Source organism: Thermodesulfovibrio sp. 1176 (genome assembly GCF_029946585.1).
GTDB lineage: Bacteria > Nitrospirota > Thermodesulfovibrionia > Thermodesulfovibrionales > Thermodesulfovibrionaceae > Thermodesulfovibrio.
In genome coordinates, this window is the sequence record NZ_JARZRZ010000002.1 from 291,812 (window position 1) to 306,283 (window position 14,472).

At 33.6% G+C, this 14,472-nt stretch carries 11 protein-coding genes and 1 tRNA gene; 8 read left to right on the forward strand and 4 right to left on the reverse strand.

From position 1 onward, the window contains the following. Positions 1–4: 4 nt before the first annotated feature. Entirely contained in the window at positions 5–1,420 is a 1,416-nt protein-coding gene (gene accC, locus QI155_RS05370) for an acetyl-CoA carboxylase biotin carboxylase subunit (protein ID WP_068861340.1), read from the reverse strand. Positions 1,421–1,499: 79 nt separating this feature from the next. Between accC and mqnE the strand changes: the two genes are divergently transcribed. The 7 genes from mqnE (at position 1,500) to QI155_RS05405 (ending at position 9,246) form a co-directional block, all read left to right on the forward strand. Next, positions 1,500–2,573 carry an aminofutalosine synthase MqnE gene (gene mqnE / locus QI155_RS05375; protein ID WP_068861339.1) on the forward strand — a complete coding sequence of 358 codons (1,074 nt, stop codon included), beginning with the start codon at positions 1,500–1,502 and terminating at the stop codon, positions 2,571–2,573. Next, entirely contained in the window at positions 2,567–3,610 is a 1,044-nt protein-coding gene (gene mqnC, locus QI155_RS05380; protein WP_068861338.1) for a cyclic dehypoxanthinyl futalosine synthase, read from the forward strand. Before mqnE ends, mqnC begins: the two co-directional genes overlap by 7 nt. Before the next feature lie 14 nt (positions 3,611–3,624). Continuing rightward, entirely contained in the window at positions 3,625–4,566 is a 942-nt protein-coding gene (locus QI155_RS05385) for an FAD-dependent oxidoreductase (protein WP_068861337.1), read from the forward strand. Between the two features lie 4 nt (positions 4,567–4,570). Then, entirely contained in the window at positions 4,571–4,978 is a 408-nt protein-coding gene (locus QI155_RS05390) for a HEAT repeat domain-containing protein (RefSeq protein WP_281321242.1), read from the forward strand. Continuing rightward, the gene (locus tag QI155_RS05395) at positions 4,975–5,385 is read left to right on the forward strand and encodes an archease (RefSeq protein ID WP_281321243.1); all 411 of its coding nucleotides are present in this window, start codon (positions 4,975–4,977) and stop codon (positions 5,383–5,385) included. Before QI155_RS05390 ends, QI155_RS05395 begins: the two co-directional genes overlap by 4 nt. Positions 5,386–5,572: 187 nt before the next feature. Then, positions 5,573–8,464 carry an intein-containing RctB family protein gene (locus QI155_RS05400; RefSeq protein ID WP_281321244.1) on the forward strand — a complete coding sequence of 964 codons (2,892 nt, stop codon included), beginning with the start codon at positions 5,573–5,575 and terminating at the stop codon, positions 8,462–8,464. Continuing rightward, on the forward strand, positions 8,461–9,246 hold the full coding sequence (locus tag QI155_RS05405) for a menaquinone biosynthesis protein (protein WP_281321245.1): 786 nt from the start codon (positions 8,461–8,463) through the stop codon (positions 9,244–9,246). The genes QI155_RS05400 and QI155_RS05405 overlap by 4 nt, the downstream gene beginning before the upstream one ends. Here the strand turns inward: QI155_RS05405 and QI155_RS05410 are convergent. Then, a complete protein-coding gene (locus tag QI155_RS05410; RefSeq protein ID WP_068861332.1) occupies positions 9,243–10,868 on the reverse strand; it encodes a phosphomannomutase in 1,626 nt (541 codons plus the stop codon). The two genes, QI155_RS05405 and QI155_RS05410, sit on opposite strands and share 4 nt — an antisense overlap. Before the next feature lie 172 nt (positions 10,869–11,040). Here QI155_RS05410 and QI155_RS05415 point away from each other — a divergent pair. After that, a tRNA-Ser gene (locus QI155_RS05415) sits at positions 11,041–11,128 on the forward strand. Here QI155_RS05415 and QI155_RS05420 read toward each other — a convergent pair. Continuing rightward, entirely contained in the window at positions 11,110–12,489 is a 1,380-nt protein-coding gene (locus QI155_RS05420; RefSeq protein ID WP_281321246.1) for a sigma-54 dependent transcriptional regulator, read from the reverse strand. The genes QI155_RS05415 and QI155_RS05420 overlap by 19 nt on opposite strands. Then, positions 12,486–14,423, reverse strand: coding sequence for a DUF3365 domain-containing protein (locus QI155_RS05425; RefSeq protein ID WP_281321247.1), 1,938 nt, complete (start codon positions 14,421–14,423; stop codon positions 12,486–12,488). Before QI155_RS05425 ends, QI155_RS05420 begins: the two co-directional genes overlap by 4 nt. Positions 14,424–14,472: the final 49 nt, after the last annotated feature.

A 14,472-nucleotide genomic window follows, 5' to 3' on the forward strand; every position in this document is an offset into this window, starting at 1 on the left:
TATATTAAACCCTGCTATGAGCAACAATTGCAGCGCTAAGAATTACTGCTATATCAAAGGGTTCTTTTTCTTCAGTATAAAGAAGACTATTAAGCTTTTCTTCAATATATTTTGTGCTGAAATTACCTTTACGGAAGTCATCATCTTCCATAATTTTGATATATAGAGGGATTGTTGTTTTTACACCTCTTATAATATATTCACTTAAGGCACGATGCATCCTTCTTACTGCTTCATCCCATGTTCTTCCTCGGGCTATAAGCTTTGCTAAGAGGGAATCATAATAGGGAGGAACATTGTAACCCTCAGTTACATGTCCGTCAATTCTTATCCCGAAACCGCCTGGAGAATAATAAGCAGTAATAATACCTGTGGAGGGAAGAAAATCATTCAGAGGGTCTTCAGCATTAATTCTGCACTGTATAGCATATCCATTTAGAGTTATTTCATACTGCTTTATCTCAAGGGGTTCACCATAGGCAATTTTTATCATATTTTGTACAAGATCAATGCCTGTAATTTCTTCTGTAATTGTATGTTCAACTTGAATTCTTGTATTCATCTCAAGGAAGTAAAAATTAAGATTTTCATCAACAAGAAATTCTACGGTTCCAACATTATCGTAGCCAACTTCGTAGGCAAGTTTTTTAGCTGCCTCGCCCATCTGAGCCCTTACTTTTTCTGTGAGTAGCAATGAGGGAGCGATTTCAATTAGCTTCTGATGCCTTCTCTGAATTGAGCAGTCCCTTTCTCCAAGATGAATTATGTTTCCATATTTATCCGCCATTATCTGAATTTCAATATGATGGGGTCTTTGAAGATATTTTTCTATGAAAACTCTGTCATCTCCAAAGGCTTTTTTTGCCTCTGACATGGCAATTGGTATTTGTCTGCGTAAAGCCTCTTCATCATAGCAGATCCTCAAACCCCTTCCACCACCTCCTGCAACAGCTTTAACCATTACTGGATAACCAATTTCTCTGGCTGCACTTACTGCTTCATCTATGTTATTCAAAGGAGGTGTGCCAGGCAATAATGGAATTCCTATCTTTTCAGCAATTTTACGGGCTTCATCTTTCAGTCCCATTTTCCTTATTGCTTCTGGATTTGGACCGATAAAGGTCATTCCAGCCTGAAAGCATGCTTCGGCGAACTGAGGATTTTCCGAAAGAAACCCATAGCCTGGATGAATGGCATCACAACCAACATTTTTTGCAAGTTCTATTATTCCATAGATATTTAGATAGCCTCTAAGAGGTCCAGGAGTTACGAGATAGGATTCATCAGCTTTTTTAACATATCTTGATGTTGCATCGGGTTCACAGTATATTGCAACTGTACGAATTCCGAGCTCTTTACAGGCTCTTATAATTCTTAATGCAATCTCTCCCCTATTTGCAATTAAAACTTTTCTGAACATATAAACCCCTTTAAAGGTAAATTATTAAAATTTTAAATGAATTCTTAAAATAAATCAATGAGCAGTGCTATAATAAGTTATGTTTTCTGATATTGAAAGAAAAATAATAGTTGGCGAACGGCTATCAAAAGAAGATGCTTTATATCTTTTTCGGTCAGAAGAAATTCATAATATTGGAAAGTTAGCTGATTATGTATCAAGAAAGATAAATAATGACAAAGTTTATTTTATCATAAACATACACATAAATCCTACGAATATTTGTGTTAATCGTTGTAAATTTTGCGCTTTCTCTCGCTCAAAGGGTGATCCAGATGCTTATGAAATGACAATTAAAGAAATTATAGACAGGCTTAAAGAGGTTTCACAGTCAGTAGGATATGTTAAAGAGGTTCACATTGTTTCAGGCTTACATCCAGAATGGGATTTCCGATACTATCTTGACATGCTTCAGTCAATAAAAAAGGAGTTTCCACATATAGGCATAAAAGCTTTCACTGCTGTGGAGATTGATTATTTTTCAAAAATTGCAAATTTTAGTATTGAAGAAACCCTTTTAAAACTTAAATCCGCAGGGCTTGATATAATGCCAGGTGGTGGAGCAGAAATATTTAATCCTGAAATAAGAAACATAATATGTCCTGAAAAAATATCAGGTAAACGCTGGCTTGAAATTATAAAGACTGCTCACAGCCTTGGTATAAAGACAAATGCTACGATGCTTTACGGACATTTAGAATCCTTTGAACACAGGGTTGACCATTTATTAAAGCTTAGAGAACTTCAGGATGAAACAGGCGGATTCCTTGCTTTTATTCCTCTTAGTTATCAACCTCAAAACACAGAGATTAAGGTTCTTTACCCAAGTGGAATTGATGATTTAAAAACAATTGCTATATCAAGGCTTTTTCTTGACAATATTCCTCACATAAAAGCTTACTGGATAATGCTTGGTGAAAAACTTGCCCAACTTTCTTTGCTTTATGGTGCTGATTGTCTTGAAGGAACAGTTATAGAAGAAAAAATTGCCCACTCAGCAGGTGCTCGTTCTAAAAGGGGTTTAACACTTAAGGAGATAATAAGTATGATAAGGGAAGTTGGTAAAATTCCTGTTGAAAGAGACAGTTTTTATAATGTGGTAAAGCTATGGTAAGAGTAAGCAAAAAAGAAGCAGTTGAGATGCTTAAAGAATTATCAATTTATGAGCTTGCTCAAAGAGCGGATGAAATAAGACAAAAACTTCATCCACAAGGAATTGTTACTTTTGTTGTAGACAGGAACATAAATTATACAAACATATGCATTAATAAGTGTAAATTCTGTGCTTTTTGGAGACCAAAGGAGCATCCTGAAGCATATATTATTTCAAAAGATGAACTTGCTCAGAAGATTGAAGAGACCCTTGCATTAGGAGGAACTCAGATTCTTCTTCAGGGTGGTGTTCATCCAGATTTAGCTCTTGATTTTTATATTGATATGCTTAAATTTATAAAAAGTAGTTTTAATATTCATGTTCATGGGTTTTCTCCGCCTGAAATTTCTTTTCTTGCAAAAAAAGAGGGCATTACGGTAAAAGAAGTGCTTCAGAGACTTAAGTGTGCCGGGCTTGATTCAATTCCTGGTGGTGGAGCAGAAATTTTAAGTGATAGAGTAAGAAGGATTCAGTCACCAAATAAGATTAATTCAGCAGAATGGTTAAATGTGATGAGAGAAGCTCACAAACTGGGGATGAGAACTTCAGCAACAATGATGTTTGGAAGCATAGAAGCAGAGGAAGACATAATTGAACATTTAGATGCAATAAGAGAGCTTCAAGATGAAACAGGTGGATTTACAGCTTTTATTCCTTGGAGTTTTCAGCCTTTAAATACAGAACTTAAAAAAGAAAATCCTGAGCTTCAGCCAGCAGGCTCAGTAAAGTATTTAAGGGTACTTTCTTTAAGCAGAATATATCTTGATAACTTTAAAAATATTCAAGTTTCATGGGTAACACAGGGAATAAAGATTGCTCAAGTAGGATTACGCTTTGGCGCAAATGATTTTGGTTCAACAATGCTTGAAGAGAATGTTGTAAGATCAGCAGGAGTTTCCTATAGAGTAACTATGAATGAAATAATTGAAGCAATAAAAAGTGTAGGTTTTAAACCTGCCCAGAGAGATACATATTATAATATTTTGAAATTTTTTTGATGGAGGAGGTAATAATGTCTGAAATTTATGATTTAATAATAATTGGCGGAGGTCCAGCGGGACTTACGGCAGGAATTTATTCTGCAAGGGCAAATTTAAAAACTCTAATTATTAATAAATCAAAAACTGCTGGAGCTCTTGCATATGCCTCTTTAATTGAAAACTATCCAGGACTTGAAAAACCTCTTCCTGGCAAAGAACTTCTCAAAATAATGCTTAATCAGGCATTATCCTTTGGAGTTCAATATAAAGAAGAGCAAGTGGTGGGGGTAAATTTAATCTCTGAAACAAAGGAAGTAATAACAATGCAGGGTTCTTATTCAGGCAAGACAGTTATAATAGCAACAGGAGCTATGGGAAGAAAACCTACAATTCCTGGTGAAGGAGAATTTCTTGGAAGAGGTGTAAGTTATTGTGCAGTCTGTGATGCTCCTTTTTTTAGAGGGAAAAATGTTGCAGTGCTTGGTGACAGCGAAGAAGCAGTAAAAGAGGCGAATTATTTAACAGAGTTTGCAGAAAAGGTTTATTTAATAACTCCTTCTTCTCGATTAAAAGTAGAAGGAGACCACCCATTATATTCAAATAAAAAGATTGAGATAATGCTTTCTTATTCAATAAAAACAATTAATGGGCAGGATTTTGTAACAGGAATAACTGTCAAGGATAAAGAAGGGGTTGAAAAAGACATTGAAATTTCAGGAGTTTTTGTTTATATGGCAGGCTTCCAACCAGTAACAGATTTTCTTGGTGAAGCTATAAAAGTTGATGAAAGAGGCTTTATTGTAGTAGACAATTTTATGCAAACAAATATACCTGGAGTTTTTGCAGCAGGTGATGTGGCAAGTCCCTATGCAAGGCAGGTTGTAATTGCCTGTGCACAGGGAGCAATTGCTGCTTTAAGTGCAGAAAAGTACCTGAGAGGAAGAAAGCAAATAAAATCAGACTGGCATGGGTGATTCTATGAATGGAAATGGTGGAAACTGGGAAGGTAAAGCCTTTGAAGATATGCTTTTTGATTATCTTGACAATGGTTATCTTGAAAGTATTATTACCTTTTTTAAACATGAACCTGAGCAGATTTTTCTTATACCTAAGATGTTAGCAGATGAAAGATTAAGGGTAAAGGTTGGTGCTTTTGCAATAATTGAGGAAATTAAGGAAAAAAATCCAGAAAGCCTAAATAAAATTATCCCAGAAATTACTAAACTTTTAAATTCAGTAGAGAAAAATATTCGTGGTGATGCAGCTTACGCTCTTGAAATAATTGGCTCTCTTGAAGCTAAGCCCGCACTTATTGAAGCTTTACAAAAAGAAGAAGACCCGCAGGTTAAGGAATTTATTGAAGATGCAATCAGAAGTTTAAAATGAGCTATAGAGTTATTGATGTTGCAGGTGATATAGGATTAAGAGCAGAAGGTAGAACTCTTCAGGAATGCTTTGTTAATGCAGGATTAGGACTTTATAGTCTTATAACAGACTTAAATCAGATAAAGCAGAAACAGCAAATAGAGATCGAAATTGCAGAGGAAAGTATTGAAATTTTACTTGTTAGTTATTTAAATGAATTGATTTTTCAATTTGATGCCTATGGGTTTATTGGAAATGCTATTGATTTAACAATTGAAAGAAATACTCTTAAAGCATTAGTTTATGGAGAAACTTTTGATCCTAAAAAACATGAGCGTAGACTTCTGATAAAAGCAGCTACCTATCATAATCTAATCATAAAACAGGAAAACACTCACTGGATTGCCGAGATAATCTTTGATATTTGAAAAATTTGAAAAGTTAACAAAAATGTTAATAATATATGCTTAATGAAATATTCTGAACTGACATTACAATGTCTTTTTTTATCATTCTGAGGCAGAAGTACTGAAAAATCTTAATAAAATGGACTTAGACCCTGTTATAATTTATTATAAGGATTGGAACAAATTTTAATACAAAAGGAGGTGGATTATGCCAAAAATTGAGGGAACAATAAGATTAGATCCATACAGAATTCAAGTTCCTAAAGGTTTTGTTCAAGGAATGAAAACGGAGGGTATAATTTATCTTGATGAGGTTCTTGAATCTGACCTTGAACTTGATTCAGTCCGTCAAGTAGCAAATGTTGCAACCCTTCCTGGAATTGTTGGAAAATCTCTTGCCATGCCAGATATTCACACAGGATATGGCTTCCCGATAGGCGGAGTTGCTGCCTTTGATGCTGAGGAAGGGGTTATCTCTCCTGGAGGTGTCGGTTACGATATAAACTGTCTAAGTCCTGATTCAAAAATTTTAACTGAACATGGCTACTGGATTAGAATTAAAAATATTCCTGAAAAATTTAAGGGAGAAAGATTGAAGCTCTATAATTTATCAGAAGGACATAATGATTCTTCAGAGATTTTACTTGCCACTAAAAGATTTGTGAAAGAGCAAGAATCTGTAATTAAAATTTATACAGAGATGGGGAAAGAAATTGAAGGAAGTTTTGATCATCCAGTTTTAACACCTCATGGATATATGAATTTAGCAGATTTAAAAGAAAATGATTATGTGATTATCTATCCTTTTGAGGGGGTTGAATATGAAGAAAAAGAAGGCATACTTTTAGATGAAAAAATTTTTTCAGATAAAAATCCTCAAATTATTAAATATCTTAAAAAAAGGGATCTTTTGCCTCTTAAATGGAATGACCACAGATTGGGTATTTTATCAAGAATTTTCGGTTTTGCTTTAGGAGATGGGCATCTTGGAAAAATGCAGGGACGAATTTCATTAAGTTTTTACGGAAAAGAAGAGAATCTAAGAGAACTAAAAAAAGATCTTGATAAATTAGGAATTTCATCTAACATACACATCAGGCAAAAAAAATACTCAATTGAAACAGTTAGCGGCAAATATACTGGGAAAACTGAATCAGCTGAGTTGAGAATTTCATCAAGAGCTTTTGCCGTGTTGCTACAAAATCTTGGATTACCTTTAGGCAAAAAAACAGAACTTTCCTATAGAATTCCTGATTGGATTAAACAAGCTCCATTATGGATTAAAAGAAACTTTTTAGCAGGATTCTTTGGCGCTGATGGAAGTATTTTGACATTTAAAAGCTGTACACCTTTGCCTGTAAACATTACTCAAACAAAGAAGAAAGAACTTAAACAGAATCTTATGGATTTTCTTTATGATATTGCCAATATTCTAAAAGAATTTGGTATCAATTCAGTAATTTATAAAATTAAATCTAAGCAGAATATAACTTATAGACTTTCCATTGTAGGAGAAGAAAATATAAGAATTTTTGCAGGAAAAATCAATTACGAGTATGATCTAAAGAAAAAACAACAGGCACTCTTTGCCTATGCTTATCTTAAAAAGAAAAAAAAGGTTAAAGAAGTTCGTCAAAATGCTCTGACCAAAGCTATTCTTTCGTATAGAGATAGCAAGAGTTTAAAGAAGGCATATGAAAGTGTCAGTGATATCGTAAACAAAAGATTTGTAGAAAGAGTGATATACAGCGACATAAAAGAAGTGAGGATTCCTGAAAAATTTATGGATTTTAAAGAATACATAAATAATTTTGGATTAAATGGCGGTTTTGTTAAGGATAGGATTATAAAGATAGAACAAAATATTCCTAATTACAGCCATCTTTACGATTTGGGAGTTAGGCATCATGCCCATAACTTTATTGCAAATGGAATTGTAGTCCATAACTGTGGAGTAAGGCTTCTTAAAAGTAATCTTACAAAAGAGGAAGTTGAACCAAAAATAAGAGAACTTATTGATCTTCTTTATACCCATATACCTTCTGGAGTTGGTTCAACGGGAAAAATCAAGCTTTCACCTGAGGATGCAAAAAAGGTTGTTCGTAAAGGTGCAATATGGGCAGTAGAACAAGGCTATGGAGAAGCCGATGACCTTCAAAAAATTGAATCAAATGGATGTCTTGAAGGTGCAGATCCTGAAGTGATAAGCAAAAAAGCCTACGAGCGTGGTAAAGACCAATTAGGAACTCTTGGCTCTGGCAATCATTTTCTTGAAGTTCAGTATGTTGATGAGGTCTATGAGCCTGAAATAGCTGAGACTATGGGATTATTTAAAAATCAGATTACAGTAATGATACATAGTGGCTCACGAGGTTTTGGTCATCAAATATGTGATGACTATGTAAGAGAAATGTTACAGGCAGCAAAAAAATACGGAATTGAACTTCCTGATAAAGAGCTTGCTTGCGCTCCATTCCGTAGTAAAGAGGGACAAAAATATTTTGCAGCAATGAAAGGGGCAGCTAATTATGCATGGGCAAACAGGCAATGTTTAATGCACTGGACAAGAGAAGTTTTTCTTAGACTCTTTAAACTTTCACCGAAGGATCTTGCAATGACAGTTGTTTTTGATGTAGCCCATAATATTGCAAAAGAAGAGATTCATACAGTAAATGGGAAAAAAGTTCGACTTGTTGTTCATAGAAAAGGTGCAACGAGGGCTTTTCCAAAAGGTCATCCAGAGCTTCCTCAGGTTTACTTTAATATTGGACAGCCTGTAATAATTCCAGGCGATATGGGAAGGGTTTCCTTTGTTTTAGTGGGAGAAGAAAGGGCAATGCAAGAGACCTTTGGTTCAACTTGTCATGGAGCTGGAAGACTTCTTAGCAGAACTCAGGCAATTAAGCAGGCAAAGGGAAGATCAATTAAAGAGGAAATGGCTCAAAAAGGGATAATTGTAAGATCTGCTGGTAAAGAAACCCTTGCTGAAGAGATGCCAGATGCATACAAGGATGTATCAAATGTTGTTGATGTTGTTCATAATGCAGGAATTGCCCGTAAAGTTGTAAAACTAAGACCTTTAGGAGTTATAAAGGGATGAAACTAAAAGTTGGATGGATTCAATATGCTAATGTTTATCCAATATTCTATGTTCTTGAAAAAGAGGGTTTACTTACTGAAGATATTCATCTTGTAAAGGGAGTACCTTCTCAGCTTAACTGGGCATTGAGAAATGAGCTAATTGACTTAAGTCCTTCTTCCTCTGTTGAGTATCTTCTTAATCAAGAACTTTATGATTATGTTGATGGAATTTGTATAAGTTCAAAGGAATATGTAGGAAGCGTTCTTTTTTTTACAGAAAATCAGCTAAAAGCCCTTGATAGCAAAAAAATTTTAATTACAGACCAGTCTGCCACATCCCATATTCTTTTAAGAGTTATACTGGAAAAGTTTTTAGGATTAAAACCAAAGTACGATATTTCGTCAGCACCCTATAAGGGTGAGTCTTTTTTATTAATTGGGGATGATGCTTTGCGATACAGAAAAATTTTAAACAATAAAAAAGTTTATGACCTTGCTAACCTATGGTATCAGTATACAGGACTTCCCTTTGTTTTTGCTTTATGGATTGTAAGAAAGGAAATTACAAGACCTGATAGCGAACTTTATGGAATATATACAAAATTCAGAGACAGGCTTATTTATGCAAGAAACCGCTGGACAGAATATACTCAGGAGATGATAAAAAATTACTATTTGAGGAAGTTTATGACAGAAGAGGAAATCTTATTTTACTGGAAAGAGAACATGGATTATAATTTGACAGAAAAACATAAGGAGAGCTTAAAGCTTTTTGAAAATTATATCAGCTCATTAGTTTAAAGACAAATTATATTGCCTGTACAAATCTGGTTTGTTAATTTTTTTGTTCTTTCTATTAGAATTTCCCTTTCTTCAGAAGATAAAGCTTCAATATAAATTCTTATCTTAGGCTCTGTACCTGAAGGTCGAATCATTATCCATGAGTTATCTTTAAAGACGATTTTTACTCCATCTATTGTTATTATTTCTGAAATCTCTTTTTTTAATTCTCCTAAATCCAGAATTTCCCCTTTTTTGAATTTTTTTGCAAAGGCGTATACATTTTCTTTTATATGAGGTCCGAAGGATTCACGGGGTAGTTCTATTCCTGTTCTTTCCGGGAAGTATCTACCATATTTTTCTTCAATTTCCTCAAGATAATCACTCAGATTTTTCCTTAATGTAGCCATCATTTCTAAGGCAAGTAAAACTCCGAATATTGCGTCCTTTTCAAGGGTATGATTTTGAACTGAAATTCCGTCTGACTCTTCAAAAGCAACAATTGCTTTTTCTTTTGTTTCTGGTAAAAGATAGGGTCTAAAATGCTTAAATCCAACCTTAGTCTCTAAAACAGAAACCCCCAAAGCCTTTGCAATGGCATTAACAAAATTGCTTGTGCCAACGCTTTTTACCACTATTCCGCGCCTCTCTTTATAAGTGTATAGATAATGAAAAACCATTGCACCAAAATAATTCATAGGAATTTGCCTTTTTAAGTCAGCAAAACGGACTCTATCGCTGTCTGGATCAATTATTGCAGCAAATCCTATCGAATCTTTTTTCAGATAAGACAAAGCTAATTTTAAATTAGACTCACTTGGCTCTGGTGATAATCCTTCAAAAAGGGGGTCTTCAGCATTTCTTAAACATATAAATGTTCCTGGTTTTAAAAAAAGAATTCTTGCAAGTTTACCCTTACTTGTTCCATACATATGATCAATTGCGCATAATGGTTTTTGTTTTTCTATAAAATTCTTAATTTTTTCTAAATCAATGACCTGTCTTTTTTTCAAAAATTTTATATAAAACTCTGTAAGGTCTATTTTTTTGATATCTTTTGGTGGGAGGCTTTTTATTTCTGAAGCTTTTTTCATTATTTCATTTGCCAGGGTTTCAATAGGCTTTGTAAGTTCTTCAGGGGCAGGTCCTCCATCTGAAGGGTTCAGTTTGAATCCTCCGTAGTTTGCTGGATTATGACTTGGAGTAAGATTTATCGCGGCTGCTGCATTAAGCTCAACCACAGCTGCTGAAAACTCTGGTGTACAAGCAACGCCTGCGTAGTAACAATTTATACCTTCAGATTGTAAAATTCCTATTACTTCATAAGCAAAATCTTGTCCAAGGATTCTTGTATCATGTCCAACAATAACTCCTCTTTCTCTAAATTCATTGTATGAGTTTACTCCCATTGCATTTAAAATTTTTTTATCCTCACTTTTTACTGTTTCAATAATTGCTCGAGTAAGAACTCTTACATTTTGCATTGTAAAGTCAGAGCCTATCTCACCACGCCAACCAGAAGTTCCGAAATGAATCTCTGTAGGAGCAGTATTTTCCTGTGCGAGTCTTTCTATCTTTTTTAACAAAATTTTGTTATTATTTGGTTTGCTTAATATTTCTCTCCATATATCAGATGCTTTCATCTTATCCTCCTGCTGTTGTTAAAAATGAGAATGTTCGATAATTTATATTAAAATCAAAACCTTATAATTATATTACTCCTATTTTTGTTGTAATTTCCATTTTTCATTTTGGGTTGGGGGATTTTTAAGATACTGCATAATGTAAAATTTATTTGTTATAATAAAAAAATTTGGAGGGGTGGCCGAGTGGCTTAAGGCGGCGGTCTTGAAAACCGCTGTAGGGTTACACCCTACCGGGGGTTCAAATCCCTCCCCCTCCGTTATCATCTACTCCATAGGTTTTTAATTTTTCCCAAAGTGCCTTTCTACTTATACCGAGCTTTTTTGCAGCTTCTGTTTTTTTCCATGAACATTCTTCAAGAGTTTTTAGAATAAGATTTTTTTCAAATTTTTCCATGCATTCTTTTAAAGAAAAATTATTTACAAAACAATTTGTTTCAAAAGAGCTAATATGAGAGAGTTCTTCAGGCAGATTTTTTAAATCTATTATTCCATCTTTTGATAAAAGTACAGCTCTCTCTATTGCGTGTTTTAGCTCTCTTACATTTCCAGGATAATGATAGGACAGAAGAGCTTCATATGCTGATGGTGAAATTTTAATGTTGGATTTATGATATTTTTTTGAAAAGTAATCCACAAAGTATTCTATCAGCAAGGGAATGTCTTCTTTTCTTTCTCTAAGAGGTGGAATATTAATTGGGACTACATTAATTCTATAAAAAAGATCTTCCCTAAATTTTTCAGCCTTTATTAATTCCTTCAAATTCTTTGATGTGGCATATATAAATCTAACATTTATTTTTAAAGGCTCTTTAGCACCTAAAGGGTATACTAAGCCATCCTCTATGACTCTTAACAATTTTGCCTGAAGAGAAAAGGGCATGTCACCAATTTCATCAAGAAAAATTGTTCCATCGTTTGCCAGTTCGAGTTTTCCTTTTTTTGTTTCTGTGGCACCTGTGAAAGCTCCTTTTTCATATCCAAAAAGTTCTGATTCAAATAATGTTTCAGGGATGGCAGCACAATTTATTTTTATATAAGGTTTGCCTTTTCTTAAGCTAAGTCTTTGTATAGCATCGGCGATTAATTCTTTTCCTGTTCCGCTTTCTCCATAAATTAAAACAGGTACATCAGTCTTTGCTATTACCTGAATTTTTTCAAAAATTTCTCTCATTGCTGGGCTGTTACCTATTATTCCTTCAAACCCTTCTTTTTTTCCGATAGATTTTCTTAAATATTCTACTTCTAATTCTAAATTTCGAAACTTCAGAAATCTCTCAATAGTAAGCAGTAACTCTTCATTGGAGAAAGGTTTTGCAATATAGTCAAAGGCACCCTCTTTGATTGCCTGAACAGCAGTCTTTACTTCAGCAAAGGCTGTAATGATTATTACTCCGGTATTGGGATATTTATTTTTTATATTTTTAAGTAAACTAAGTCCATCCATCCCTGGAAGTTTTAGATCGAATATGGCTATATCAAAGTTTTCAGAATCAATTATTGAAAGAGCTTTTAATCCATCATCGCAAATTTTTACTGTATATCCTGAACTACTAAGAAAATGACTCATTCCAATTCTCATTGCAAGGTCATCTTCAACGATTAATATTTTTTCTTTCATGGTTGTATTGGAAGTTCTACTGTAAAAGTAGTTCCCTTTGAAGAAGTTTTTACCCAAATTTTTCCATTATGTTGCTCGATTATTGATTTACTAACTGAAAGTCCAAGTCCTGTTCCCTGTCCAACAGGTTTTGTTGTAAAGAAAGGATCAAAGATTTTGGGTAATATATCATCAGGGATTCCAGGTCCTGTATCTGTAAATGAAATTATAAAGTTTTGGTTCTTTATATCAGTTTCAATGATAAGAATTTTTTCATTTCCTTTCATTGCTTGGATGGCATTTAATATAATGTTTAAGAATACTTGTTCTATTTTATTTTGGTCAACCATTATTTTTGGTAAGTTAGTTTTTAACTTTTTGACAACCTGAATTTGATGTTTAGAAATTAGATAATCAGTTAATTTCAGCACATTCTCAATTAAATTGTTAATGTCAGCAGGTGATATAAATAATTCTGTTTGCTTAGCAAAGTCAAGTAATTGTTTTATTATCTCTTGAATTTTGTTTAATCCGTTATTTATAACTTCGATATGAATTTTTCTAGTTTCCTCATCCATTTCAGTTGAGGTTAAATTATTAAAACATAATTTTATCCCTCCCAATGGATTATTAATTTCATGGGCTAATCCAGCTGAAAGTTGACCTATAGCAGCTAATTTTTCTGTAATTCGCATTTGTTCTTCAATTTTTCTTCTTTCTGTTATATCCTTTACATAGTGGACAACCTTTACTACCTCATTTTTTTCATCAAAAATTGGATAGAAATGCATAAAATAATGTTTTCCATCTTCACCTTCCCAGAATTCTGAAAGAGGAGTTTTATTTTCAATGACTTTTTTAAGAAAATAAATAGGACAGAATGTGTCAGCATCAAGCTTTTCTAAGTTGCAAGGAGCATTGAAGACAGCAGCTCTATGTTCTTTTATCCAATTTCTATAAGCTTGGTTCGTCATTTCTACAGAACAATTTGAATTTACAAGAGCAAGAGGGTCGGTAATACCTTCGAAAATTGTTTGAAGAGTTTCTGCATATTTTTTAGTTGCTTCCTGAGCTTCATATAGATGTATAGCCATCTGATTGAAAGAAAAAATAAGTTCACCGATTTCATCTTTGGTTTTAACTTCTATTTTTTGATTTAATGGTTCTGTCCCCTCTACTATACCTTTAAACAATGAGCTTAAATTCTTTAATGGTTTTACGACAAAATTCCAGAAAATACCCTGTAAAGCTATAAAAAGAAGTATTAAAGAGGTTGCTCCAAATAAAAAGGTTGATACCGCTATGCCTTTTATTTCTACTAACGTGGAAGCAATTGGTGCTGAAACAGCCTCTACTCCCATGATATCACCTACTTTCCACTGAAAATCCCTGCTTCTTGGATACATCTCTAATAAGGCTTGTGGTGCATCTTTTATTTTCCCATGGCACACTAAACAACCATTTTCTACAATAACAGGTTTTGCCATTATTAGAATTTCTTCATTATCTACTTTTAAAATTCCACTCCATAATTCTTTACCGTTATTATTCCTGAAGAAGTGAATTAATTTTAGATAAACTCCATCAGCCTTATGGTTTGGATTGATAGGTTCTGTTGATACTCTCTTGTAAGTGTATGATGAAAATTTATTATTAAATCTATTCATCACGCTATGTCTTACATGGGTTGTTGACATTCCTTTAATAATAAATCTGTCTTTTTGTCCTGTTTCTTCTAATAGTTTAAAAATAGCAGGTCTTAATTCCTCCTTTACATAGCTCCCCAGTGCATCTATTTGAGTTAAAATTATTTTTGTTTTTTCATTGGCATCTTCAATTACTTTTTGTTTTAAATGGTAGTAAAGAAGAAAGGAAAAAATTACACAAAAGACCAGCAGGATTAAAATGATAGAAAGAGTGAATTTTGTGGTTAAAGAAAAATTTCTTAGTCCCATCTATTTAAATTTTAAATAATGATATTCTTTCAGTTCAATATTAATTTTT

What these genes read in the sequence shown, in the direction of transcription:
- accC (WP_068861340.1), bottom strand. Translation starts at nt 1,420, where the DNA reads ATGTTCAGAAAAGTTTTAATTGCAAATAGGGGAGAGATTGCATTAAGA.
- mqnE (WP_068861339.1), top strand. Translation starts at nt 1,500, where the DNA reads ATGTTTTCTGATATTGAAAGAAAAATAATAGTTGGCGAACGGCTATCA.
- mqnC (WP_068861338.1), top strand. Translation starts at nt 2,567, where the DNA reads ATGGTAAGAGTAAGCAAAAAAGAAGCAGTTGAGATGCTTAAAGAATTA.
- QI155_RS05385 (WP_068861337.1), top strand. Translation starts at nt 3,625, where the DNA reads ATGTCTGAAATTTATGATTTAATAATAATTGGCGGAGGTCCAGCGGGA.
- QI155_RS05390 (WP_281321242.1), top strand. Translation starts at nt 4,571, where the DNA reads ATGAATGGAAATGGTGGAAACTGGGAAGGTAAAGCCTTTGAAGATATG.
- QI155_RS05395 (WP_281321243.1), top strand. Translation starts at nt 4,975, where the DNA reads ATGAGCTATAGAGTTATTGATGTTGCAGGTGATATAGGATTAAGAGCA.
- QI155_RS05400 (WP_281321244.1), top strand. Translation starts at nt 5,573, where the DNA reads ATGCCAAAAATTGAGGGAACAATAAGATTAGATCCATACAGAATTCAA.
- QI155_RS05405 (WP_281321245.1), top strand. Translation starts at nt 8,461, where the DNA reads ATGAAACTAAAAGTTGGATGGATTCAATATGCTAATGTTTATCCAATA.
- QI155_RS05410 (WP_068861332.1), bottom strand. Translation starts at nt 10,868, where the DNA reads ATGAAAGCATCTGATATATGGAGAGAAATATTAAGCAAACCAAATAAT.
- QI155_RS05420 (WP_281321246.1), bottom strand. Translation starts at nt 12,489, where the DNA reads ATGAAAGAAAAAATATTAATCGTTGAAGATGACCTTGCAATGAGAATT.
- QI155_RS05425 (WP_281321247.1), bottom strand. Translation starts at nt 14,423, where the DNA reads ATGGGACTAAGAAATTTTTCTTTAACCACAAAATTCACTCTTTCTATC.